General features: G+C 24.2%; 23 protein-coding genes. 13 read left to right on the top strand and 10 right to left on the bottom strand.

Annotation, left to right across the window (positions count from 1 at the left end):
* Positions 1 to 117 precede the first annotated feature (117 nt).
* Entirely contained in the window at positions 118 to 522 is a 405-nt protein-coding gene (locus tag C7380_RS08185) for a thiaminase II/PqqC family protein (protein ID WP_158274853.1), read from the top strand.
* A 4-nt stretch (positions 523 to 526) separates the two neighbouring features.
* The gene (gene surE / locus C7380_RS08180; RefSeq protein WP_158274852.1) at positions 527 to 1,252 is read left to right on the top strand and encodes a 5'/3'-nucleotidase SurE; all 726 of its coding nucleotides are present in this window, start codon (positions 527 to 529) and stop codon (positions 1,250 to 1,252) included.
* A 98-nt stretch (positions 1,253 to 1,350) separates the two neighbouring features.
* Here the strand turns inward: surE and C7380_RS08175 are convergent, their stop codons facing one another.
* The 4 genes from C7380_RS08175 to C7380_RS08160 are packed head-to-tail and all read right to left on the bottom strand — an operon-like array spanning position 1,351 to position 5,285.
* Positions 1,351 to 2,238 carry an ABC transporter substrate-binding protein gene (locus C7380_RS08175; RefSeq protein WP_109605017.1) on the bottom strand — a complete coding sequence of 296 codons (888 nt, stop codon included), beginning with the start codon at positions 2,236 to 2,238 and terminating at the stop codon, positions 1,351 to 1,353.
* 17 nt (positions 2,239 to 2,255) lie between these two features.
* Positions 2,256 to 3,518 carry a radical SAM protein gene (locus tag C7380_RS08170; protein WP_109605016.1) on the bottom strand — a complete coding sequence of 421 codons (1,263 nt, stop codon included), beginning with the start codon at positions 3,516 to 3,518 and terminating at the stop codon, positions 2,256 to 2,258.
* Positions 3,511 to 4,308: an ABC transporter ATP-binding protein gene (locus C7380_RS08165; protein WP_206050567.1), complete on the bottom strand. Its 798-nt coding sequence runs from the start codon at positions 4,306 to 4,308 to the stop codon at positions 3,511 to 3,513. Before C7380_RS08165 ends, C7380_RS08170 begins: the two co-directional genes overlap by 8 nt.
* Complete coding sequence (locus tag C7380_RS08160) at positions 4,305 to 5,285, bottom strand: FecCD family ABC transporter permease (RefSeq protein ID WP_109605014.1); 981 nt, start codon at positions 5,283 to 5,285, stop codon at positions 4,305 to 4,307. Before C7380_RS08160 ends, C7380_RS08165 begins: the two co-directional genes overlap by 4 nt.
* A gap of 180 nt (positions 5,286 to 5,465) precedes the next feature.
* Between C7380_RS08160 and C7380_RS08155 the strand changes: the two genes are divergently transcribed.
* Positions 5,466 to 5,984: a flavodoxin family protein gene (locus C7380_RS08155; protein WP_109605013.1), complete on the top strand. Its 519-nt coding sequence runs from the start codon at positions 5,466 to 5,468 to the stop codon at positions 5,982 to 5,984.
* A 41-nt stretch (positions 5,985 to 6,025) separates the two neighbouring features.
* On the opposite strand, the gene C7380_RS08150 is transcribed toward C7380_RS08155, so the two are convergent.
* Positions 6,026 to 7,234, bottom strand: a complete 1,209-nt coding sequence (locus C7380_RS08150) for an EAL and HDOD domain-containing protein (protein WP_109605012.1) — start codon at positions 7,232 to 7,234, stop codon at positions 6,026 to 6,028.
* A 132-nt stretch (positions 7,235 to 7,366) separates the two neighbouring features.
* Here C7380_RS08150 and C7380_RS08145 point away from each other — a divergent pair, with 132 nt between their 5' ends.
* A complete protein-coding gene (locus C7380_RS08145; RefSeq protein ID WP_109605011.1) occupies positions 7,367 to 8,650 on the top strand; it encodes a hypothetical protein in 1,284 nt (427 codons plus the stop codon).
* 29 nt (positions 8,651 to 8,679) lie between these two features.
* Here the strand turns inward: C7380_RS08145 and C7380_RS08140 are convergent, their stop codons facing one another.
* Entirely contained in the window at positions 8,680 to 9,330 is a 651-nt protein-coding gene (locus tag C7380_RS08140; protein WP_306765957.1) for a DUF6062 family protein, read from the bottom strand.
* 228 nt (positions 9,331 to 9,558) lie between these two features.
* On the opposite strand from C7380_RS08140, the gene C7380_RS08135 reads away from it, so the two are divergent.
* The 7 genes from C7380_RS08135 to C7380_RS08105 all read left to right on the top strand — a co-directional run bounded on the left by C7380_RS08135 (position 9,559) and on the right by C7380_RS08105 (position 18,961).
* Positions 9,559 to 11,028, top strand: a complete 1,470-nt coding sequence (locus C7380_RS08135) for a sensor domain-containing diguanylate cyclase (RefSeq protein WP_158274851.1) — start codon at positions 9,559 to 9,561, stop codon at positions 11,026 to 11,028.
* 171 nt (positions 11,029 to 11,199) lie between these two features.
* Positions 11,200 to 12,414: an ABC transporter substrate-binding protein gene (locus tag C7380_RS08130; RefSeq protein WP_109605008.1), complete on the top strand. Its 1,215-nt coding sequence runs from the start codon at positions 11,200 to 11,202 to the stop codon at positions 12,412 to 12,414.
* A gap of 34 nt (positions 12,415 to 12,448) precedes the next feature.
* Complete coding sequence (locus tag C7380_RS08125) at positions 12,449 to 13,609, top strand: carbohydrate ABC transporter permease (RefSeq protein ID WP_206050566.1); 1,161 nt, start codon at positions 12,449 to 12,451, stop codon at positions 13,607 to 13,609.
* A gap of 1 nt (position 13,610) precedes the next feature.
* Entirely contained in the window at positions 13,611 to 14,495 is an 885-nt protein-coding gene (locus C7380_RS08120) for a carbohydrate ABC transporter permease (RefSeq protein ID WP_109605007.1), read from the top strand.
* A gap of 4 nt (positions 14,496 to 14,499) precedes the next feature.
* Positions 14,500 to 15,471 carry a LacI family DNA-binding transcriptional regulator gene (locus tag C7380_RS08115; RefSeq protein ID WP_109605006.1) on the top strand — a complete coding sequence of 324 codons (972 nt, stop codon included), beginning with the start codon at positions 14,500 to 14,502 and terminating at the stop codon, positions 15,469 to 15,471.
* Entirely contained in the window at positions 15,468 to 17,975 is a 2,508-nt protein-coding gene (locus C7380_RS08110; protein WP_109605005.1) for a glycoside hydrolase family 38 N-terminal domain-containing protein, read from the top strand. Before C7380_RS08115 ends, C7380_RS08110 begins: the two co-directional genes overlap by 4 nt.
* A 110-nt stretch (positions 17,976 to 18,085) precedes the next feature.
* Positions 18,086 to 18,961: an aldose 1-epimerase family protein gene (locus C7380_RS08105; RefSeq protein WP_109605004.1), complete on the top strand. Its 876-nt coding sequence runs from the start codon at positions 18,086 to 18,088 to the stop codon at positions 18,959 to 18,961.
* A 43-nt stretch (positions 18,962 to 19,004) separates the two neighbouring features.
* On the opposite strand, the gene C7380_RS08100 is transcribed toward C7380_RS08105, so the two are convergent.
* The 4 genes from C7380_RS08100 to C7380_RS08090 all read right to left on the bottom strand — a co-directional run bounded on the left by C7380_RS08100 (position 19,005) and on the right by C7380_RS08090 (position 24,323).
* The gene (locus tag C7380_RS08100) at positions 19,005 to 20,957 is read right to left on the bottom strand and encodes a methyl-accepting chemotaxis protein (protein WP_109605003.1); all 1,953 of its coding nucleotides are present in this window, start codon (positions 20,955 to 20,957) and stop codon (positions 19,005 to 19,007) included.
* 122 nt (positions 20,958 to 21,079) lie between these two features.
* Positions 21,080 to 21,238: a hypothetical protein gene (locus C7380_RS13535; protein WP_158274850.1), complete on the bottom strand. Its 159-nt coding sequence runs from the start codon at positions 21,236 to 21,238 to the stop codon at positions 21,080 to 21,082.
* A gap of 188 nt (positions 21,239 to 21,426) precedes the next feature.
* Positions 21,427 to 22,917 (bottom strand): methyl-accepting chemotaxis protein, encoded by a 1,491-nt coding sequence (locus tag C7380_RS08095; protein ID WP_109605002.1) that lies wholly within the window; start codon positions 22,915 to 22,917, stop codon positions 21,427 to 21,429.
* A 473-nt stretch (positions 22,918 to 23,390) separates the two neighbouring features.
* The gene (locus C7380_RS08090; protein WP_109605001.1) at positions 23,391 to 24,323 is read right to left on the bottom strand and encodes an ABC transporter substrate-binding protein; all 933 of its coding nucleotides are present in this window, start codon (positions 24,321 to 24,323) and stop codon (positions 23,391 to 23,393) included.
* Between the two features lie 303 nt (positions 24,324 to 24,626).
* Between C7380_RS08090 and C7380_RS08085 the strand changes: the two genes are divergently transcribed.
* Both C7380_RS08085 and C7380_RS08080 read left to right on the top strand, forming a co-directional pair.
* On the top strand, positions 24,627 to 25,190 hold the full coding sequence (locus C7380_RS08085) for a hypothetical protein (RefSeq protein WP_146192162.1): 564 nt from the start codon (positions 24,627 to 24,629) through the stop codon (positions 25,188 to 25,190).
* A complete protein-coding gene (locus C7380_RS08080) occupies positions 25,177 to 26,076 on the top strand; it encodes a DapH/DapD/GlmU-related protein (RefSeq protein ID WP_109604999.1) in 900 nt (299 codons plus the stop codon). Before C7380_RS08085 ends, C7380_RS08080 begins: the two co-directional genes overlap by 14 nt.
* Positions 26,077 to 26,123 lie beyond the last annotated feature (47 nt).

Genomic DNA, 26,123 nt, shown 5'->3' with positions numbered 1-26,123 from the left:
AAACAGGCAACTATGGTGTAGATTTTTCCACACTTATTAAGAAATTGGAAAAGAGTAACTTATAGGCCCTTTTCCACCATAAAATCCGAATACCCAAATAATTTAATAAACAACGCTGTGAACAGCGAATTTCAAAGTTATTATAATATAATAAAAGAGTTAAATATAAATTTTGAAGATATCAAAAATTATAATAATTCAAATATAATGAAGAAATATCTATATCATTTGGAAAACTCTTCCAAAAAAGGATTTCAAGAAGGTATAATTTCAGCTTTTTCATGCTATTATTCTTATTATTCTTTAGCTAAAAAAAATATAAATCAACTATCAAAAAATAATTCATCTATATATAAAAAATGGTGTGAAGATCTTTTAAGTATTGCATACAAAAATGTAATAATAACCTTTGAAAATATTATAAATGACTTCAATGATATAGAAAATATGAATGTTTACTTTGCAAAATCTTTAAACTTTGAAAATCAAATATTTGATCATTATTATGAAAATGGAGAATAATAATATGAATATACTATTGACAAATGATGATGGAATAAAAAGTGAAGGAATTAAGATTTTAGCTGAAAAAATATCAAAATATCATGATATATATATTTGTGCTCCAGAAAAGGAAAATACTGGCATGAGTGGTGCTTTAACTTTTTCTGATTCAATAAAAATTAAAAAATTTTCATTGGATTGTGGAGAAAAAGATTCTTATTATGTTACTGGAACTCCCGCAGATTCTGTAATAATGGGACTCGATCATGTATACAAAAATATTAAATTTGATATAGTATTATCTGGAATAAATGATGAACCAAATATAGGCGATGATATAAGATATTCAGGAACTGTTGGTGCAGCTTTTGAAGCTGCTTTCAGTGGTTATCCATCTATTGCTCTATCTTTAGAATATGGAAATACAAAATATTATAATTCTATAATAAATATCTTAATAAAAATCTTAAATACTAAACATATACCAAAAGGTACTATACTAAACATAAATTCGCCAAATAAACCTGATTATCAAATAAAAGGAGTAAAATACGTAAAGCTTGGTAGAAGACGTTATTCAAACAGGATAAGACAAAAAAATAAGGATGAATATATAATATATGGTGATTTAATAGAAGAAAAAAATGATTCAAATACAGATAATTATTATATTCAAAAAGACTATATCACAATAACCCCTTTAAAAATAGATAATACAGATTATAACTTTTTAAAAAATAATAAATAAAAAATCCCAGCAAAGCTGGGATTTATTTTTAATACAATTCAATTATATCATAAAAATTACTTTTTGTCAATAAAATTTTAAAAAACAATAGATTACAATTAATTATTTATATTAGATAATTCTTTGTATAATGATTCAATTTCTTCTATAATTCTTGGTGATGGTCTTAATATCTTTGAAGAATCTACTAAAAGTATATTTTTATTTTTTCCGGCATTAGTTTTATTTATCATAGGATTTGCATTCAATATATCTTCTGGTTTTTTTATACTCATAGCACCTATTAAAAAGTCTGGGTTTTCTTTCAATATATATTCTGGACTCAAAATAGGTCTTGCCGCTGTTATTCCATTAGTAATATTTTCAACTCCCATGATTTCAAGTATCTGGCCAGGAAGAGAATCTGCATTAAATCCCATTATAGGATTTGTACTGTATAAGAATGCCCCTTTCATATTTAAAGGTTTTTTCTTTATATCTTTTTTTATTTTTTTCAATAAAGCTTTTTTAGTCTGTGCCATTTCTATTGCTTCTCTTTCTTTTCCAAAGATTATTCCAGATATTTCCAAATTATCTAAAATATCTTCTATACCATCTGCACTCATAGTTAAAACATTTATATCATGTCCTCTAAGTGTTTCTCCAAACTCTGTAATCATACCATTTAGTATTACTAGATCGGGTTTATAATAAAGAACTTTTTCAAGTGATGGTTTAGTTATAGTTCCAACTGTTTCCATATTAACAGTTTTATCATAAGGCCATATAGGAGATCTCGATGTATGACCTATCGCTTTAACTTTATCTTCAGCACCTAATAAAAAAGCAACTTCAGTTGTAGATGGATCTATTAAAACTATACTATTATACTCTTTAAGTTCTACTGACCAATCATTTTCATCGAAAATTTTACCATCTTTTATACTTAAAGAAAATGCACTTACCATTAAAACCATTATAAATAAAGTAGAAAATACCTTTTTCAAAACTACACCTCCAAAATTTATTTATTAAATTCAAACTCATTCTTTATTATTAAACCCAATAAATCAACAGCTATATTATTGCCCCAAAAAAGCCCTTCATTTGTAAGAACATATTTGTTTTCATCTTCAAAAGCATAATCATTTTTAACATATTCTTTTAATCTTTTTTCAAGTAAATCCATAGAATATTCTGAAATTTCATTTTCAAAATATTTTAAATCATATTTTGCATATTGCATATGACCTAATATTTTATTATATTTTTTACTAATTTCATCTGTATATGAATAAAATTGCATCTCTGGACTCATATTAAAAACACCCATATTAGCCACATTTCCACCAGCACCTATTCCAACGGGAAATGTATCGGCATTATCATATCTGAGAGTTATATATCTATACCTATCCCTATTTTTTCTTCTTATTTTAGAAAGTTCAAGAATTTCATAATTATTATTTATGTTCTCAAGAAATTTATTATGTAAATTGATTTCCCATTCATTTGTTCTTTCAAATTTAAATTTCCCATTTTCAATCATACTTGCAAGAGCTGAACCTGGTTGTATCATAAGACTATAGAAACTCGCACTATCAGCCATAACTTCACAAGTTAATTTAGCATCATTTATCACTTCTTCTTCCGTTTGATCGGGATAAGCATATATGATATCTATACACATATGTCCATCAAAAATATCTCTTAAATGATTCAATCTTTTCAAAATTTCTTTTTGATCATAAGTTCTATTCAACAATTTCCTACCTCTATCTGAAAAAGTTTGAATACCTATACTCAATCTATTAACTCCATAATTTTGCATAATTTTTAATTTTTCATCTGTTAAATTATGCAAAGTCGTTTCAAATGTAAATTCATAATCTTCTGAATATTTTAAATTTTTGGTTAAAGAATTTAAAAGTTTATCCATTTCACTTTCAGAATATGTCGTTGGAGTTCCTCCACCGAAATATAAAGCATCAAATGGTTTCGATTTTATATATTCTGTTTTACCTATCCTTTCAAATTCAGAAACAATATAATTTGTATATTGTTCCATACCATTTTGTAATAATTTTCTGTTTAAATTACAAAATGTACAAAGTTTGTCACAATAAGGAGTATGAACATATAAAACCCTTTTATCATTTTTTGGATAACTATCCATAACTTCTTCAAAATCTTTTTTTGTAAGCCTTTTACTTTCAATATATGGTTCAAGTATATCTTTTAAAGCTCTACCTGAATCATGATGTGATCTATATCTACTTTCAAACATTCACAACACCTCTTCTACCATTGCATACAGGAATTATATAAGGGGTTTCATCATCTTCATAAATGACTTTAGAATCGAAACCGTATATATCTTTAAGAATTTTTTCATTCATTAACTCTTTTGGTTTTCCACAATGTTCTATTTTTCCTTCTTTCATTAAAATTAGTTCAGAACAAAATATGGAAGCAAGATTTAAATCATGCAAAACAGCAACAGCTGTTAAATTTTTTATTTCAACTAAGTCTCTAACTGTACTTAAAATATCGACAGCATAGTTCATATCAAGAGCTGATGTAGGTTCATCTAATAAAAGCACTTCTGGTTCTTGACATAAAGCTCTTGCAACTAATACTCTTTGAAATTCTCCTCCAGAAAGGCTCAAAACACTTCTATCTCTAAAGTTTTCAAGATTAAGTTCATATATTATTTTATTACAAACATCTCTATCTTTTTTTTGAAATCCACTCCATTTATTCTTTAAATGAGGAATTCTTCCAAGCATTACAAAATCTTCAACATTAATATTCATACTGAATCCAGATTTTTGAGGTACAAACCCTACTATTCTTGCCGCCTCTTTTCTTGTTATACTCTTCAAAGATCTTCCATTCAATAAAATTTTTCCAGATTCAGGTTGAAGATAGCCGAGAACATTTTTAAGTAATGTAGATTTTCCAGATCCATTAGGTCCAAGTATCCCTGTAAATTTACCTTTTTTTATATCTATATCTATATCTTTTAATATATGTTTATTTCCATAATTAAAATTAAGTTTTTCCGTTCTTATCAATGAAATCCACCTCTTTTGCCCTTTAATGCAAGATATAAGAAAAATGGAGCTCCAAAAAATGAAGTTATAACTCCTATAGGTATTTCAACCGGTGCCAATATAGTACGTGCAATGGTATCACTTGCCAATAAGAATATTCCTCCAAAAACTGTAGCTAAAGGTATTAATTTAGAATTAGAACTTCCAACAAACATTCTCATAATATGTGGAACTATTAGTCCAACAAAACCTATCATTCCAGTAAAAGCAACAGAAAAAGCAACTATTAATGAAGCTGTTATCAACATAGTTTTTTTTAGTTTTTCAACATTAACCCCTAAAGCATGAGCTTCTTCTTCGCCACTCAATAAAGCATCTAATTCATTTCTATTTAAAATAAACAAAATTATAGAAAGGATTAAAGGAAATATCATCATAACTATTTTAGACCAACTCGCACCACCAAGATATCCCATAGTCCACATTATTATTTTAAAGGAATCTTCACCAATTAAATACATAGTAAAAGATGTAAATGCTCCTAAAAATGAAGAAACTGCGACTCCAACTATCAATAAAGTAGATGTATGAGTCTTCTTAGATGTCCTTGAAATTTTAAAAATCATAAAAGAAGTTATAACAGATGTAAAAAAAGCCATTATTCCATACATATAATCTGGCAAATTCAAAACAAATGAAAGTACGGCACCAAATGTCGCACTTGCACTTATACCTATTATATAAGGATCGGCAAGAGGATTTTGAAATACCGTCTGAACAACAGTACCCGAAGATGCAAGCATCATTCCAGTGAGTAAAGCCATTATTATTCTTGGTAATCTAACATCCATAACTATAGTTTTTACAAAATCATTATCAACATCTTTTTGAAAAAGTGTCATAAGATCTGAAAAAGTTATTTTTACACTTCCTGAAAAAAGAGATATAAAAAATATAACTATAAATACTACAATAACAATAGGAATTATTTTCTTCATATTTCACCACTCTTTATTTTTTTAAACTAAATATATTTATGTAGTTATACCTACATTATATCAAAATAAAAAGTAGGTGTCAATAAGTTTTTAAGGTTAAAACATCAAATTTTATTGACTTTTCGATGTATTTTCTATATAATATCAGTAGATTAAACTACAACAAACAGGAGGTTATTTATGAAATCAATTTTAATTTATTCTACTTTAACCGGAAATACTAAAAAGGTTGCAGAAAGTATAAAAGAAGTAATGCCAGAAAATACCGATTTTATATCGATTGATGAAGCAAAAAATATTGAAAATTTTGATGATTATGATTTTATAACTATTGGTTATTGGGTAGATAGAGGAACTGCCGATAAAAAAACTTTAGAAGTTTTGAAAAATATAAAAAATAAAAAAATAGCTTTCTTTTTTACACTTGGAGCTTATCCTGATTCAGAACATGCGCAAAAATGTGTTGATAGATTTGAAGAATTGATGAAAAATAACAATAATGAGGTTTTGGGACATTTCCATTGTCAAGGTAAAATAGATCCAAGACTTGCAGAAAAGTTTAAAAATCTTCCACCAGATCATCCTCATGCTATGAATGAAGAAAGAAAAAAAAGACATGCTGAAGCTGCAAAACATCCAAATGATGAAGATTTTCAAAAAGCAAAAGATACTTTTTCAAAAATACTTTCAAATATTTAAACAAAAAATCATCGATTATTTAATATTTAATCGATGATTTTTTAATATTCCATTATTACATTGTCTGCCCATTTTATTGATTTATAATATATTTTAGTTAATTCTTCAAAATTAATTTTTACACTTTTACAAAAAAATTCTAAATTATTCCAATCATTTTTTTCATACATCAGAACAATATTCAAAACTTTCTTTATGATGGTATCTTTTCCAAGTAAAGTCTCTTTTATGATCAAATTTATTGGTAAATATCTTAAAGCTTCTTCCATAGTTGTGTTTGTCAAAGTATCTATCAATGATAATAGTCCAACAAGAAAAAAATCATTATTTTCAGAAGCCAAATTAAGTTTTTCTGCAAGTAATTCTGTCATTCTTCCCCTTATGAGTGAAATTTTTATTAATTCATCTGTTTTTTTATTATCTATATTATTAACCATTATTATTGATAACCATTTTCTAAGTTCTTTTATTCCTAAAAAAGTTAAAGCATGATTTATAGAACTAATCTCTTGGCTTTTACCAAAATTAACAGAGTTAGTAAGTCTCAAAAGTTTATAAGTCAAAGCAACATCATTTTTTATTACTTTCGCTATATCATTATAATTTACATCTTTAGAATAAACCATATCTATTAGTTTAAAAAGATTTGTTGGAATTATATCTATATCTTTCCCAGATATCACAGATGGTTTTTCAAAAAAGTATCCCTGAAAAAAAGAATATCCATCACTTTTAGCCTCTTCGAATTCTTTATTCGTTTCTATTTTCTCAGCGAGAAACTTTACATTATAATTACTATATTTTTTTATTATTTCTTTTCTTTCAGATCTAGAATTCAATAAAAAATCTACTTTTATTATATCCGAAAGTTTTATCAAATCTTCATATTCATATGAAAGAACAAAATCATCTAAAGCTAAAATATAACCTCTTTTTTTCATTTTTATACATTTACTTATAAACTCTTCATCGGGTATTATATTTTCCAATATCTCTACAACTATATCTTCATTTGAAAATAACAAAGGCACTTCATCAATTATGAGTTTCTTTGTGAAGTTTATAAACGAATATTTTTCAGACTTTCCATCATTCAACATCAATATTCCATTATTCAAAACCATTGAGGTTGCAACATCACCATTAAATATTTTACTTATGTTTTCAAAGTCTGATCTGTATAAAAGTTCATACCCAAAAACATTTAAATTTCTATCAAAAATAGGTTGTCTTGCAATAAATATATTCATATTTTACCTCTCAAACAAATTATATTATAATTATATTTTAAACAATATTAATTTATTTAATATAAAATTTAACCTATAAAAAAGTTAACTTTGTTATAATATATCATAAATTTAAATTCAATGGAGGTTTTCATGAAAAAAATACTATTACTAAGTATATTATATACCATAATATTAATGTTGAGTTCTTGTGCTTTATTAAAAACAAATACAAATAAAGAATTTTCTGATGAAGAACTTCAATATTTAAATGATAATTCTATAGAAATAAATTTAGAAAATCCAGATTTTTCACCTATTTTAAAAAATAAATTAAACAATTTTAAAATAATATTTTCATCAGAAAATCATGCCACAAAGTTGAATTTTGATTATAAGCTCGAATTATTCAAATATCTGCATGAAGAAGAAGATTTCAATATTTACATATCAGAATCTGGATATGCAAGTTCTTATGTTATAAATGAATATTTAAAAACTGGAAATGAAGAATACTTAATTTATATAATGAATAATCTCGATGGAACTTTTGCAAATTCCAAAGAAAACTATGAATTTTACAAAAAATTAAAAAAATATTATGATGAACAAAATGGCAATTTCATATTCATCGGAGCAGACTTAGACTTCCAGCAAGAATCTGCATTATTCGGAATAAAATTGTTATTGGATAATAATAAAATTAAAATAAAAAATATCGAAATAAATGAAAAATTAGAATACTTAATAAAAACTTTTAAAACTTATGACTTTAAAAATAAAAATTATCCAAATCCCAATAGAATAAAAGATGAGATTCAAAATATTTTTAAATCTATATATTCAGATATGATAAATAATGAAAACTATTATTCTAAAATAAAAGAGTTCGAAAAATTAAAATTCATGGTTGAAAACTCATTACTAAACATGAAATTATATCATGATTATGATAAAAAAGACTCTATTTTAAATCTTACATACGATTCTAAACCAATTAAACAAAGAGAAGAAGCATTAACATATAATTTTTTAAAAATAACAAAAATGTATAAAAATCAAAAATTTTATGGTCAATGGGGAGGATTTCATACAAAATTGAATAAAATATCTTCAGAACCCACAATTGCAAATTATCTAAATAATGATGAAAATTTTAAAAATAAAGTTTTATCCATATATTCTTTTTACATAAATAGTTATTATAGAGATAATAAAAGCAATAAAATAGAAAAAATTAACAATATAAGCGGCTATGACTTAGCACCTATATCAAAAGGAAATATAACTTTATTCGATTTAAACAATAAAAATAGTCCTTTTAAAGAGAAAATGTTCTTTTTAGATATGCATGAAAAAAAATTATCAACCACAGATTATTTTCAATTGTTTACATTATTTGATGGTTCAAAATCAACAGAAAAATTTATAAATTAAAAGAACTTCTCATGAATATGAGAAGTTCTTTATATATCTCCTATAAATTTATTTATAGTTCTTTCAATAGAATCTTTTGAATTCAACCATGGAAGATCTCTATTTTTAAATTCAAATTTTTCAAGATAATATTTTAAATCACTTTGAATATTTTTCAAAACTTTAATTTCTAATTCTTTCAAAGATTTTTTCATATCTTTTTTTATTCTATTATGATTAATCAACTGATTATAATGATTAATACAAAAACCATCGGATTCATCAAATAAACTTCTAAAATCAGGCTTTTCTTCATACATTTTGATTATATTATTCAAATAAATAGGCATGAGATCTTCTGAATATTTACATATATAACATTCTTTATCATTGTTTAATTCTTTCTTTAAAATCTTATCCCTAAAATTTAGTCCATTATTTTTCTCAATATTCTCTATCTCAATATTGAACTGAAAGTTCAATATTATTCCAAGGCTAAGTCTATCATTTTTATTCAATAATCTTTTTAAATGTTCTTTACAAAAACCATATTTTTTTAAATCTTCTACAAAATCATCGCTTATAAGCATATCATTACTCAAAACTTTTGAAATAATTTGCTCTTCTATTTGATCCTTTATATAACATAAAGGACATTTTCCATCTATCATAAAAGCATCATTTATAGGTATATCTTGTATTTTTTCTTTAATATAAATCTCCCACCTCTCAAAGATAAATTAACATTTTTTTAATACAAAAACATCATATTAGTCATATAATTTATTATACATTTTGTTTTTTAAATTATTATAAACTAATATAAATCCGATAATATTATGATAAAGTTTAAAAAATTTTTTAAAAATTATAGCCTTCTTCATTTATTTGAAGAGGTTTTTTTTATCGAAATAAAAGGGGGGATTCTCATGAAAGATAATCATAACATTTATCTGTATTGTATTTTTATAATAATATTTATATTTATTTCTATAATACTTTTCACAGGAATTATCAAAAAAACGGATAATATAAAAGCCGTTCAAGATGAAATGATAGATAATTTTTTAAAACAAGAAAAATTAATATTAGAAAATTATGAAAAAACAACTGAACTTCTATCGAATATAATAATAAACAATTTATCAGAAGAAGAATTATTAAATTCAAATCGTTTATACTTATATGAAAAAGTACTTCCATTCTATGATGAAATAAAAAAACTGGGAATTTACAGCATACAATTTATATCTAAAGAAGGCACTAGTATATTAAGAATGCACTCTTTAAATGATTATGATGATAATTTAAAATCAGAAAGATTTGGAATAAGTAAATCCATAGACAATAAAATTTTTTTTAAGGGTTTTGAAAGTGGAAAAACCTTTAATGGTTATAGATTTATTTATCCCATAATAAAAAATGAAAATTTTTATGGTGTATTAGAATTTGGTATCCCATTAACAGAAATATCTAATGAATTCATGAAACAAAATGAATGTTTTGCATTTTTTATAATAAATAAAGAAAATTTAAAAACATTGACGAATTATAAATTTAAATTGTATGAAAAATACTTCTCTTTAGAAAACTTTTTCTATGATTCTTATACAAAAAATTACTTTCAAACAAGTAATTTAATAATAACTGTAAATGAATTAAACACAATAATAGAAAAAAATATTCATGAAATAAATAAAGATGATTTATCCAAAAATTATTTAACAAAAAAAGATAAAAATTATTACATAATAAATTTGATAAATATAAAAAATACTCAAAATAAAAATTTTGGATATTTAATAATCTATACAGATAACAAATTGATAAATGAAATGATAGATAGAATCAAATTAGAAATTTTTTTATTTATAATGATTTTAATTTCATTCTTTGCATACACATCATATTTAATAAAAATAAACAGTAAATTGAGAATACTATCTATTCATGATGAATTAACTAATATTTACAATAGAACACATTTTAATAAAATAATAAAAAAGAAATCAGAAAAAATATTTTCTTTAATAATGTTTGATATAGACTTTTTTAAAGCTATAAATGATACTTATGGACATAATACTGGAGATAAAGTATTAAAAGAATTAAGTAATTTAATAAAAAACAATTTGAGAAAAGATGATTATTTCTTCAGATGGGGTGGAGAAGAGTTCATGATTCTCACTTGTATAGACATAGAAAAAGCCTTTAATCTCGCTCAAAGACTTAGATCAATAGTAGAAAATCATAAATTTAATTCTAAAATAAAGCTAACACTTAGTTTTGGAGTCTCTTCTTATAATATAGACGAACCAATAGAAAAACTATTGATAAGAGTTGATAATGCACTCTATATTGCTAAAAAAAATGGGAAAAATCGTGTTGAAAAAATATAAAATTGAATTCTAAATTTGAATATTAGAGTTAAAGACATCAAAAAAGATATAACCCCCTATAATCAAATATAAATATCAAAAAACAAATTTTAAATTAATATTATATGATGATAAAATTAATACAAACGTTTGCAGCAAACGTTTGCAAAAATAATAAGGGGGGATTTTTTTATGAAAAAAGGATTTTTTGTTGTATTAATACTATTATTTGGTATTATATGCTTTACTCAAAAAACAATAGTTATGAGTGGTTGGCCTGGAAATCCTGTTGAAGAATCTATAATAAAAAATATAATTGAAAAATTTAATGCACAAAATCCAGATATAAAAGCTGTTTGGCAACCAGCTGGTGATGTAAATCAATTTACTCAAAAATTAATGAGTGAAATTTCAGCTGGTAGTGGACCTGATATATTTTATGTTGATGTAGCTTGGGCAGAAGAATTTTATAAAATTAATGCTTTATATCCATTAGATTTATTTATAAAAAAAGAAAGTTTTGATATTGAAGATTTTTTTCCAAATCTTTTAGATGCATTCACATTTGATAATAAATTATATTCCATACCAAAAGATGCTTCTTCCTTAAATTTATTTTACAATAAAGAATTTTTTGATAAATATGGAGTAGAATATCCAACAAATAATGATACATGGTTTGATCTTTTTGATAAAGCAACACAACTAAAAAATAAAGGTATGGATACACCTCTTGTTATAGCAGCAGATTTTAATAGAGCAATCCCATTTATTTTTTCAGCTGGCGGAGAAGTTGTTAATGAGGACTTATCAACAGCTATTACAAGTAATAATTCATGGGCTGGTTTTAAATTTTATGTTGAACTCGTATCAAAATATAATCTTGCCGTTGAACCATCAGCATTGGGTGCAAGTTGGATAGGAGAAGCTTATGGTACTGGTAAAGTCGCAATGGCAATGACAGGAAACTGGACTGTAGGCTACTTAAGAGAACAATATCCTGATTTATTAAATAAAACTGGAATAGTCAATATACCTCATTTTTCTGAAAAATCATCAATGTTATATACAGTCGGTTGGTCTATAAATAAATATTCTAAAAACAAACAAGAATCATGGGAACTTATAAAATTTTTAACTGATGAAGGTCAAAAAGAATTTGTAGAAAAAGTAGGCTCATTATCTTCAAGAAAGTCTATAGCTTCAAAAGATACAGATAATATAAAAAAAATATTTTATGATGCATTAGATTTTGCTCATCCTTGGAAAGTTCAAACTCCTTCTGGAAGATTTACAAGAGCTAATGATGAATTAAACAGTATATTAAAAGATTTATTCTACAATCATATAACTTTTGAAGAGGCTAAAATAAAGATAAATGAAAATTATATGAAATGGGTTAAATAATAAAATTATTGTTTATTAAAGGAGAGGTTCTTCATTGAAAAATTATAAAGAAAATTTTTATGGTTATCTATTTATTTCTCCTGTAATAATATTATTAATAACTTTTATGCTATATCCAATAATGATGACATTCATATACAGTTTTACAGATTATAATTCTACAAAAAACAAACAATTTGAAATGCCTATTATTCCAGAAGATTCTATACAGTTTTATATTGGAGAATTTATAGATGATATAAAAAAAGAAAATTTAAATAATTATATTGATTCTTTTAATATGTTAGATTTCATACAAAATGAACTTGGAATTAAATTAAATGATAAACAAATAAAAATAATAAAAAATTCTAAAATTAATATAGAAAAATTATTCGAAGATTTTTATAATAGGGAATTGTCTTCACAAACGACTGTAAAAAAATTTTTGAATAATTATATAAATGGAGCCTCTTCTGCATTTAAATACAAGCCTAAATTTATAGGATTGGATAATTATATTCAAGCATATAATGATGAATATTTTTGGATTGCACTTGGCAATGCTTTATTATTTTGTTTAATAGTAGTTCCAATTCAAACTTTTCTCGCACTCCTACTAGCAATTGCCTCAAATCAAAAAATACATGGAATTAATTTCTTTAAAGCCAGTTTTTTTATTCCATCAATAACTTCATCAGCAGCAATATCTATGATTTTTTCTTTGATATATTCTAAAGCAGGAATATTAAATCGTATGCTTGGAATATTTGGTATACCCCAAATAGATTGGTTAAATAATCCAACAACTGCTCTTGGTGCAATAATGGCTATGAATATTTGGACAACTGCCGGATACTTTATGATAACTTATCTTGCTGGTCTTCAAAATATTCCAAATGAACTATATGAAGCTGCCAAAATAGATGGGGCTAAAAATACTACAATGTTTTTTAAAATAATAATTCCTCTTTTAAAAAATCAAAGTATTTATGTAATAACTATAGGAATAATAAGCACTTTACAAGTATTTGATCAAATATATATGTTAATAAAAAACTTAAGAAATATAACTCTCTCTTTTTATATATATAAAAATGCTTTCGAATATGGACAAATGGGTTATGCTTCAACACTTGGAGTAATTTTATTTTTTATAGTTCTTATAATAACTTCGATCTTTAAAAAAACTTTTAAAGAAGAGAGTGTGATATGATATGAAAAAATTTAATACTTTAAAGATGATCGCATATACAATATTAATTTTATATGCTTTTATATCTCTTTTTCCGTTCATATGGTCGGCAATGATCTCTTTTACACCAATAACTTATCAAAATGAGGAAGGTATCCGTGTTGGTGTAGATTTTATGAAATGGCCACCAAAAATAAATTTCTTTAAATGGCCTATAACACTTTTTAATGCCCCTGCAACTACAGCAAACTATGTAGAAATTTTTAAAATAACTCCATATTTCAGATGGATATTGAATACATTTATATATGCTATATCTGTTACTATAGGTAATTTATTTTTTGATTCACTTGCAGGATACGCTTTTGCAAGATTAAAGTTTCCATTCAAAAATCAAATTTTTAGTTTATTGCTTGCAACAATAATGATACCTTTTCCAGCCATAATAATTCCAACTTATTTATTAATATCAGATTTTAACTTATTGAATTCATATACAGGATTAATTTTACCAAAACTTACAATGGTTTTTGGCATATTTCTAATGAGACAGTTCTTTCTTAATATTCCAAAAGAACTTGAAGATGCAGCCAAAATAGATGGTGCTTCAATACCTAAAACTTTTTTTAAAATAATATTACCTTTAAGTAAACCAGCTCTTGGAGCTCTCGGAATATATACTTTTTTAAATACCTGGAACGATTTTATGTGGCCATTGATAATAATGCAACAAAAAGAAATGTTTACATTAACATTAGGTTTGAATTTTTTCAAAGGATCTTTTTATACAGTATGGCCATATATGATGGCAGCAACAATGTTGATGACTGCTCCCATGATTTTTATATTTTTATCTATGCAAGATAATTTCATTGAGGTTGGAGCATCTTCTGGATTAAAGGGGTGAATTTATGATAAATATGAAATATATAGCTAAAAAGGCTGGTGTATCTCCTTCAACAGTGTCAAGAGCCATTTCAAATCCAAATATGGTAAATGAAAAAACAAGAAATAAAATTTTAAAAATAGTTGATGAATACAATTTTATACCAAGTTCAAATGCAAGAGCTTTAAAAGGAAAAAATACAAATATAATACTTTTCTCATTTGGTGATGATATAAATTCAATAGTGAAATCAAAATTTTATCAAGTTCTATTGGGAAAAATACAAGAAAAATATGAACAAAATAATTATAACCTGATAATGTCTTTACATGTAAAACAAAGTGAAATAAATTCAATAAAAAAATTAAATTCTGCAAATATAATTGATTTAACTATTTTAGCTTCTCCAGAAAAAAAAGATAAAAGAATTTTTGAATTGAATAAGTTAGAAAAAAAATATCTTGTACTCGGAAATCCAAAAATGGACTTTGATTTTAATTATATAGATTTTGATAACAATTATGGTGGAAAACTTGCTTTTAAATATTTAAAAAAATTTAATCCAAAAAAATATCTCATACTTGGAATGAAAAAAAATTATGATGTTATATCAAAAAGAATAGATGGATTTCTTTCAGAATCAAACAAGGATGATAATATTGAAGTAATAACAGAAATAGACCCAAAAAATGTAAAAAAATACTTAAAAAATACTAAAATAGAAAAAAATACTGCTATATTTTGTCTTTGTGATGAAATGGCAGTAGAAACTTCAAAAATACTTTTAGAAAAAAATTTTTTATTCGATAAAGACTTTTTTTGTCTTGGATATGATGGTTTGATAGATACTTTTGAATATAAAAATAAAGAATATAAAATGAAATCGATATATCAAAATATAGATTTATATATTCAAAATATTTATGATGCAAGTATTGATATAATAAATGAAAACAAAAAAGTAAATAAACTTATCTATCCTGAGATGATATTATGAAAGTTCATATAATAACTCATACACATTGGGATAGAGAATGGTACGTTTCTAATCAACTTTTGAGACATAGATTAATAAATATGATGGATTCTTTTTTAAATGAAATAGAAAATGAAAAAGACTTTAAATATTTCATGCTCGATGGTCAATTAATTGTACTCGAAGATTATTTAGAATTAAGACCTGAAAAAAAAGACTTACTTTTAAATATGATAAGAAATGGAAAAATAATAATCGGTCCTTGGTATATTCTTCCAGATGAATTTCTAATCTCAGGAGAAGCTTTAATAAGAAATTTTTTATACGCAAAAAAAATATGTGAAAATTATGATATAAAATATATGAATATTGGATATTTACCAGACATGTTTGGACATTCAGCTTATACTCCCTCTATTTTAAAAGGATTAGATTTTAAATCTGCTGTAATCTGGAGAGGTGTAGGCGAAAAATGTAGAAAAACTGAATTTGAATGGTATTCTGAAAACGGTGATTTCATAAATACTATAAATTTATATAGAGGGTATTTCAATTTAGCTAAATCTGGAACAACTTTTGAAGATTTTTATAAAAAATTAAATTATGAAATAAATGAAATATCTAAAAATAATACATCGGATAATATATTATTGATGAATGGAATTGATCATGAAATTCCAGACTTTAAAATAAAAAAAATCTTTTCAAAAAATATAATTCATTCAACACTTGAAAACTATTCTGATGAAGTTTTTAAACATAAAAAGAAATTTAAAAAAGTATATGGCGAATTAAAAAGTCCTCTATATGAACCTATTTTAAAAGACATAAGTTCAAGCAGAATATACTTAAAATTATTAAACCATGAGTCTCAAATATTATATGAAAGATATATAGAACCATTGAATATAATAGCCATAAAAAAATATAAAAAAAACTTTGAAAATGAAATAAACTATGGTTGGAAAGAACTATTAAAATCTCAAGCTCATGATTCTATTGGAGGATGTTCAACAGATAGTGTAGGAAAAGAAGTTGAAGTTAGACTTAAAAATTCTTTTGATAATGCAAGATCTACTTTGTCAAGAATATTAAACAATTTTATCGATGATTCTAAAAACAAAAATTATATAAACATAATAAATATGTCTGAATATGAAAACAATGATATATATGAATTTTATTTAGATAATAATAAAGATGATTATGAACTTTATCAAAAAAATGAAAAAATACCTTGTATAATAGAAAAATCACAAAAAATTTTAAATATTATGGATAAATCAGAAAATACTGTAGGTGGTAATAATTATATAAAAGAAATTAATCAATTGAATAGTTACCTAACAGATAAATCAATAATTCCTTTTTTAGAAAAATGTGTAAAAAAAATAACTTTCAGTTTAAAATTAAAACCATTTGAGATAATAACTTTAGAATTAAAAAAATCACAAAAAATTTCAACTCATAAAAAAAATATTAATAATGCTACATTTGAAAATAAATTTATAAAATTTAAATTAAATGAAGATCTATCTTTTGATATTGAAGATAAAATAAAGAATACTAATTATAATAATTTAAACACTTTTTTTTATTCTAAAGATATAGGAGATGAATATAATTATGATTATGGTGGAAAAGAATTAAAAGTAAACCCTAAAATTAAATCTTTAAAGATTAAAGAAAACGAAAATATGAAAATAATTGAATGTAAATCTGACTTTAAAAATTCTCCAATAACTATAATATATAAACTTTCAAAAAATTTAAAAGGTGTTAATATTTATTTAAATATAAAAAACAAACAAAAAAATAATAGATTTAGAAGTAGTTTCAAAATATCTAAGAATAATTTAATATATAATGACGGTTATTATGGTCTTGTAGAACACAAAACAAAGTTAAATAATAATATCAAGTTCAACAACAATGGACCTTATAAATTAAATAAAGATACATCAGCCGAAGAAATTATTCCAAGATATACCATGAATAAATTTGTAACTGATAAAAAAATTCAAATTATAACGCGAGGCCTATACGAATATGAAATAATTGAAAATGAAATATATTTAACTTTATTAAGATCTGTTGATAGTCTTTCAAAAAAAAATATTTCTACGAGACAGATTGAAGCTGGTCCAAATTTAAAAACTGAAGATTCTCAAATAATTAGAAGCATAAATTTAGAATATGCTTTTAGAATAATTGAAAATGAAAAAGAACTTTTTAAAAATTCAAGTACTTATTCTTTACACCCTATAATATTAAACAATTCTAAAATAATAGAAGATAAATTATTCGATTTACCAAATGATATAACTATATATGCTTTAAAAATAATAAATAATAATGATTATTTAATAAGATTTGTAAATCATAATAAAACAAAAACGATTAAATTTGATGATAAATATAATATTTATTTTTCAAATATGAGAGAAGATAAAATAAAAATAATTTCAAATGTTTTAAAAGTAGAAAAAAATAAAATTTATAATATTATAATATCCGAAAAATAGAATCGATAAAATAACATGAACTATCATATCTTATAAGATATGATAATTCATGTTTATATTTTTATTATATAATACATAATGATAAAAAATGAATTGAAAGAAGGGAAAATATGTTAAAAACCATCTCAAATGAAAATTTAAAAATTGTAGTAGACTCCTCGGGTGCTCAATTAATAAGTATTAAAAACAGTTCAAATATAGAGTTTTTGTGGACTGCAGATAAAAAATACTGGGGCCGCCATGCACCAATACTTTTTCCTATAGTTGGAAAAGTTAAAAACAATGAATATACCGTAAATGGTAAAGTATTTGAATTAGGCCAACATGGTTTTGCCAGAGATTTAGAGTTTGATTTAAAAGAGTCGAGCACTTCAAAATTAACATATTCTTTGAAATATGATGAAAATACTTTGAAAAAATATCCTTATAAATTCGAATTAATAATAACCTATGAAATAATTGAAGATTCATTATTCATAAATTATGAAGTAATAAACTTAGATGATAAAAGAATATACTTTTCTATAGGAGCTCATCCAGGATTTAAATGTCCTATATTAGAAAATGAGTCTTTTGAAGATTATTATTTAGAATTTGAAAATAATGAAACCATAAATAGAGAATGTTTGAATACAGAACTTGGATTATTCAGTAGAAAAAGTATACCTTATTTGAAAAATGAAAAAATAATAAAATTAAATCATGAATTGTTTAATGAAGATGCTTTGATATTCAAAAATTTAAAATCTTCAAAAATATCTTTAAGAAATAATAAAAATGAATATTCATTAACAGTTGATTTCAAAGGATTTCCTTTTTTAGGTATATGGTCACAAAAAGGCGAATCCCCATTCATATGTATAGAGCCATGGTATGGACATGCAGATTTTGAAGATTTCGATGGCGATTTTTCAGATAAAGAAGATTCATTATATTTAGATATAAATAAAAAATTCAATTGTACTTATTCAATAAAATTGAGGTAAGAGATTTTAATATTCTCTTACCTCATGTAACAGTTTCATTTTATTAAAATTTAAATTTTTTAACCTCTTCTGACAAACTTTCAGAAAGTGCTGATAATTCTTCACTACTTGCACTTATATTCTGAGCTTCAGAATTTTGATTTTCTATATCTTCACTTATCTCATTTATTTTTTCATTTATATCAACAACGAGTTTTGAAATATTATCCATAGCATTATTCATTTCATCAGCTGATGCACTCTGTTGTTGACTCGCTGCAGTTAAATTTTCAACTCCAGAAGTCATGCCTTCAACTTTATTTTTTATATTATCAAATAATTCACTTAAATTAGACATATTATTTTCTATATTCTTTATTTCATTTTCAACATCTATAGTAGTTTTATTAACAGTATCCGTACCATTTTTTACATCAGACAATATAGAATCGATTTCTTCTGTAGCTTTTCTTGATTCTTCAGCAAGTTTCCTTATTTCATCCGCTACAACAGCAAACCCTTTTCCTGCTTCTCCCGCACGAGCTGCCTCTATTGCTGCATTTAATGCAAGTAAATTAGTTTGTTCTGTTATATTATTTATTGTATTTATTATTTCAACAACATTCGAAGCTTCTTTTTCGAGAACTGTGACTTCTTCTTTAGCTTTTGAAGATTTTTTTACAGCATTTTTAATGCTATCTCCAATAAAATCTATTTTTTCACTTCCTTGCTGAGCAAATGATAATGTATTATCGGCAAACTCACTCAATTCCATAGCTGATTGAGAAATACTTCTCGCTCCATCTGCAACTTCATGAACTCCCGATGTAACTTCTTCTACATTGGCTGAAACATTTCCAGAGCTATCTCTTATATCATTCATTTGAACATTGACATTTTCTATCATTCCAGCTATTTTTTGTGAAATATTTGCAAGATCTTCAGAAGATACTTTCGTTTCAGATGCTGAATTATCTATAGATGACATCGCTTCTTGAATATTTTTTGCCATTAAATTTAAACTTTCGGAAATTTTTCCTATTTCATCCTTACTTTTTATCGTAAAATCAACTGTTAAATCACCTTCCCCGAACTTATCAACATTTTTCATGAGATGATTTATAGGACTTGAAATATTAATTTTTGTAAATATTATGGTCAATACCAAAGATATAATAATAATTATTATTATAAATATTAAATTAAACACTAATTGACTTCTTGCCTCAGATTCAACTTCTTTAACATCTACTACTGTGTAAAATATCCAATTCGTTAAATCCGATGTATTATAAAAAGCCATCTTCTTAACACCATCATATTCATAATTTAAAATACCATTTTTTCCATCAAGATTTTTAAATAAAATATTATCTGAAATATCAACTCCAATTCTTTCTTTTTCAGGATGTACAAGTGTAATACCTTTTTGATTTAAAACATAAGCATATGAAGAATCATAAGATTTATTGGCACTCAAAACATTCACAAGATCTGTCATAGAAACATCAAAGGCAACAACACCTATTATATTATTATCCGGTCCATAAACTCTTTTCGCAACTGAAATTACCATTTCTTTTGTTGAAACATCTTCATATGGCTCTGTTATATAAACATTCTCCATACTCTTGGCTTCTATATACCATGGTCTAACAGTTGGATCATAATCCGATGGCATTTCCCTATCTGGTTCAAATATATAAGTTCCATCTTCAAATGCCACATAAGAAAGGTCTATATTTTTATAACTTTCATTTATATATTTAAATATATTCCTTATATGTTCATTTCTCGTTCTTACATTGTCTAATTTAGAAGTGAGATTTGTAAGTTTATCAAGTTCTTCAAAAAATGTATTATAATCTTCCATGATCTTTGTATTTGCTTTTATCAGATTCGTTTCTGCATAATCCCCAGTATTTTTAAATATAATATAACTATTGTAAAGAGATAATCCTGTAAATATTAATATTATAATTATAATCACAACAAATATTTTCATTCCTAATTTCATACAATCCCTCCCTTAACTTAATATTAACTCATTTTTATTATAACACACTTATACTTAACTTTCAATGAAATTTATAAAATAAAAAATCCCAGTTATATAAACTGGGATTAGAAATATTTAAATTAATTTTTTATATCTTTTTCCTCTTCTGCATAAATAAGTTTCTCAATTTCATAATAAAATGCTCTCTCTTCATCGTTAAAGTTTTCTATTTTTTCTTTTTCTAAAAGTTTTCTTTCTTCTTTTTTTTGTTCTCTGTCAAACCCAAATTTAAGATTCATCTTATAAGCCCCCTTTAAAATATAAAGATATAATTCCCTCAAAAATCACAAATAATAACTTATCATTCAAATTTTAATACATATTTGTTTTTTTATCTTTAAAAAGATTTAACTCTTTTTTAGAGAATCGATTAAATTTTAAATAAAAATTAATTATAACACTTGATTAAATAATTCGCTAATTTAATTTATCCATTATTTTGTATCATTTCTATGAGTATTTTTGTATTATTAAACAATTTTTCGGCTATATCATTTATTTTTAAAGATTGTTTATTCTGTACTTTTGAAATATTTTCAAGATTTTCTGTTTTATTTTTTATATTTGAAACAACTGATTCTATGGATTTCATTTCTTCATTTATATGATAAATAGAATCATTTTGATCTTTTGTATTATTTTGAAGTCTATTTAAATTAGAGTCTATAGTTATCAACATATTTGTGATTTTGTTAAATTTTTGTCTTAATTCTTCTGATTCATAATTTATTTGATTAACAACTTCATCTGTTTCATTCGCCGCTGAACTGAGATCTTTTGACTGTTTTTTTATATTTGTAAGTATTTGAGCTATTTTTCCAGTAGCTTTTTTTGATTCTTCTGCCAGATTTCTTATTTCATCTGCAACTACTGCAAATCCTTTTCCTGCTTCTCCTGCACGAGCTGCTTCTATTGCTGCATTTAAGGCTAAAAGATTTGTTTGTTCAGTAATAGATTGAATCGTTTGAGTTATAAGTTCTATATTTTCTGAGCTTTCTTCCATTTCTTTTGAAAGTTTTTCTGTTTCTACAGAGTTTTTTAAAGCTTTTTCTATTATATTTTTAACATTTCTTAAAGTCGTTTCACCATCTTCTGATAATTTAATAGAATCATTTGATTTATTGGACATTTCTATTGTGAAATTTTCTATTTCTTTTGAATTATTAGAAATTTCTTCAATTTTAGAATTAATCTCTTGTACAGAGGCTATTAAATATTCTGTTGATTCATCAAGACTTTTTGAACTTTCTTTCAAATCATTAGAATTTTGAGCATTTTGAACAGATATATTTTTTAATACATTTGTATTTTTATCTATTTCAATAGTTTTTTCATTGGATTTCAAAGCTATATTTTTAATATTTTCATATAAATTAAAACTTTCTTCAGATTTTTTTTCAGCATTTAATATAGCTTGATTTCCCCATTTTGTTATCATATATAATGTGAATACATTGAGATTTATAGTTATAATAACCATTACAAAACTTCCTAAAATTTTTTCTTGATTTATATCTCCAAATATTAATATTGGATTTATATTATAAGCTGTTATTAAAACTATATCATTAAATATTGCAAGTATCAGTACAGATTTAAAATCAAAATACATAGCTAATAATATCAAAGATCCTAATATTATTATTGGATTATAAAGAGTTCCATAATTTGCTGAAAAAGTTTTTAAATAAACTCCTAAAACAGGAATTAATGTTAATATGAAACCTTTAATATTATCATTAAATTTTAAAAAATATACTATTATAGATACAATAATCACACCTATTATTGCAATTAATGTTTTAGATCCATTCTCAACACCCGTAGATATATAACTAAAAGTTGTAATGGCTATTGAGAATAATATGATAAATCCCAATACAAACTTATGAATTCTTTTAAAAAAATCTTTATTCATATATTTTCCTCCCCATTTTTTATGAACAGTCAATTATATTTTATCATTAATATACAATAATTTGAATAAATTTTTCAATTCTTTTCGTTTCGAAAAAGTAACTAAAACGCAATTTTTAACACATAATAATAATATATTATTTATATAAGATTATTTCTTATCTCAATGATTTTAAAATTATTTTTTGTAGGTAAAAAATTCCCATCAGACCGAATGTAACTGAGTAATTCGTTTGTATTGGTTTATTTTTTAACTAAGTTCTAAGTAACAAAAATTAATCATTGTTATGAGTGTATAATCTTTTTTATAATTTATGAAAGTAGGTATTTAATTATTTGCAAGAACTGTTTTTATTCGTATTATGGCATTTTTAAAATTGACTCGATTTTCTGTAACTTTGAAACATTTGAAATATATTAGGTCTGATGGGAATCCTTAAAATAAGAATTAGGAAGCTTTTTTAAGCTTCCTTTTTATTTTTGTATCATATCTGCATTATCTAAAAATTTTTTAGATATTTTTATATCACAATTTTCAGCTCTGGATAAATTTATATATAATTTTAAATATTTTGAATCTATAAGCTTTGATTCTATTTCTTTGATATTTTTTCCATCTATTAATTCTATGAGCATATCGGCAGTTGCTTTACCAAATGTATAATAATCAAAACCAAAACCTATAACAGCTGATTTTTTTGCCATATCTATATCTGAAGAAAATATAGGTATTTTATTTTCATAAAAAATATCTGAAATTATTTCAATTCCAGATGCAGCGAGATTATCTGTTATAAGATATACAGCATCTATTTTATTTAAATTTGAATTTATAGATGTTATCATTTCATTTATATTTGTTCCAGTTATATCTAAAATATTTTGATCTAAATTTTTAGATATTTTTTTTGCTTTTTTTACTAATAATACTGAATTAGCTTCACCCGGATTATATAGTATTGCTATATTTTTTGCCTGTGGTGAAACTTTTTTTATCAATTTTAAATGAGTTTCAACTGGCAACATATCACTTATACCGGCTATATTTCCATTGTTTTTACCATAGTGTTCAATTAATCCAGCACCTATTGGATCATTTATTGCGGAAAAAATTAAAGGTTTTTCTTTTATCTCTGTTTTTGCAGCTTGAGCTGATGGTGTAGTTATTGCAATTATATAATCACATTCTAAATTAAATTTTTTAGCTATTATAACTGCATTTTGAAATAATCCTTGTGCATTTTGATAGTCTACTTCTATTTCTATATTTTCTTCTTGAAGTTTATCAACTATTCCTTCATATATAAGATTTAAGGCTGGATGTTCAATAATCTGAGTTATACCTACTTTCAAAGAAAAAACGTTAATGGTAAAAATTAAAAAAACAATTAAAAAGATTTTTTTCATACCAATCAACCTCCAAAAAATTATAAAAAAATACCCTTCCTCTTTTTAAAGGAAGGGTATTTTCAATTAAAAAGAGGCATCCATAAATGGATGCCTCTATTATTTATATACAAAAACAGGGCACCCTTAAAGATGCCACCACCAATTGTTCATATTAAAATTTGAGTAATTACTTTCAAACATTTGAATTCACTCCTTTTAATATCTTATTATATAATTTATTCATTTTTATGTCAAGTTATTAAATATTTTTTAAAGGATTAATATATAATATAATAGAATTATATATTGAGGTGATATATGATGAAAATAATTAATGATAATATATACAATAATAAATATTATTTGAACTTGAATAAAAAATCTTTTGATTTTTCTAATTCTTTGAATTTTGAAGGTTCTTTAAAAGAAAAAGATAATTCTATTCCTAACTCTAAAATAATTTCAAGAAATTTTATTAATAATAAATTAGAATCTTATACCTCTATGGGAAACAACTTAAATATTGAAAAAAGAATAATCGAAAATAATCATGAGAATTATACAAAAAATTTGTTTGTAAATGAAGATTTATTTACAACTAATCAAAAAATTGCAGAAATATTAAAAGCAATAAAAGAATATAAAGAAAAAATTGAAGAAAATCTCGTTCTTGGAGATGAAAAAGAAAAAGAAGAAAAAAAGCAAAAAGCAAAGATGAATAATTTATCTTTAAAAGAAAAAAAAGAAGTTGAATTAAATGAGAAACTTGGTATAGAAACATACTTTCCAGGAAAAGAAAAAAATAAACAATTGTTTTTAAATATAACATTTGAGGACGAAGAAGAAAAGAAGAAACATAAGGATGATCTAAATGCATTTATATGATATTTCAAAAGCTATAAACAGAGGTCATATAATTAGCGAAGGCTATTTTGATCATTTATCTAAAATGGGAGATATACCTCAGAAAAATTGTTTAACTTTTTTTTCAAATATAAAATTTATAGATAATTTGCAAAATGAAAACATTACTTGTATAGTAACCAAAAAAGAATTACATTCTGAAATAGAAAAAAAATATCCTCATAGATTCGGTATTATATTGGATGAAAATCCCAAAGAACTATTTTTTTTATTTCATAATTACACGGTTGAAAATAATCTTTTTATAAAAGATTTTGATAATGTAATAGATTCAACTTCGATAATTTCTAACCATGCTTATATTTCTGAAAAAAGTGTTAAAATAGGTAAGAATTGTATAATAGAACCCGGTGTTATAATTCATCCTCATACAATCATAGGAGATAATACTATTATACGTTCTGGAACAGTTTTATCAACTTCTGGATTTGAAGTTTGTAAATTGAATGGCATCATGAAAGTCGTAAAACATGGCGGACAACTAATAATAGGTAATAATGTAGAACTTCAAGCAAATAATACAGTTGCAAAAGGTCTTTTCCATACAAGAAATACTATTATAGAAGATGAAGTTTTCACAGATAATCTCGTTTATATTGCACATGGAGTTCATATAAAAAGATATACTCGTATAGGTGCTTCTGTAAATATAACGGGCATGGTTGATATAGGAAGTAACTGCTGGATTGGACCTGGGAGTACTATAAGAAATAGAATAAAAATTGGAAATGATGCCTATATTTCTATGGGATCTGTTGTAACAAAGAATGTATTAGATTCCCAACATGTTTCTGGTAACTTCGCAATAGATCATGAAAAATTTATAAATAATATAAAAAAATATTAAAAAAATACCGACTACTTTAAAAAATTCTTATCAAAGTAATCGGTATT

It is taken from the genome of Oceanotoga teriensis, from assembly GCF_003148465.1.
Classification (GTDB): domain Bacteria; phylum Thermotogota; class Thermotogae; order Petrotogales; family Petrotogaceae; genus Oceanotoga; species Oceanotoga teriensis.
This window is presented reverse-complemented; position numbering and strand designations above follow the sequence as displayed.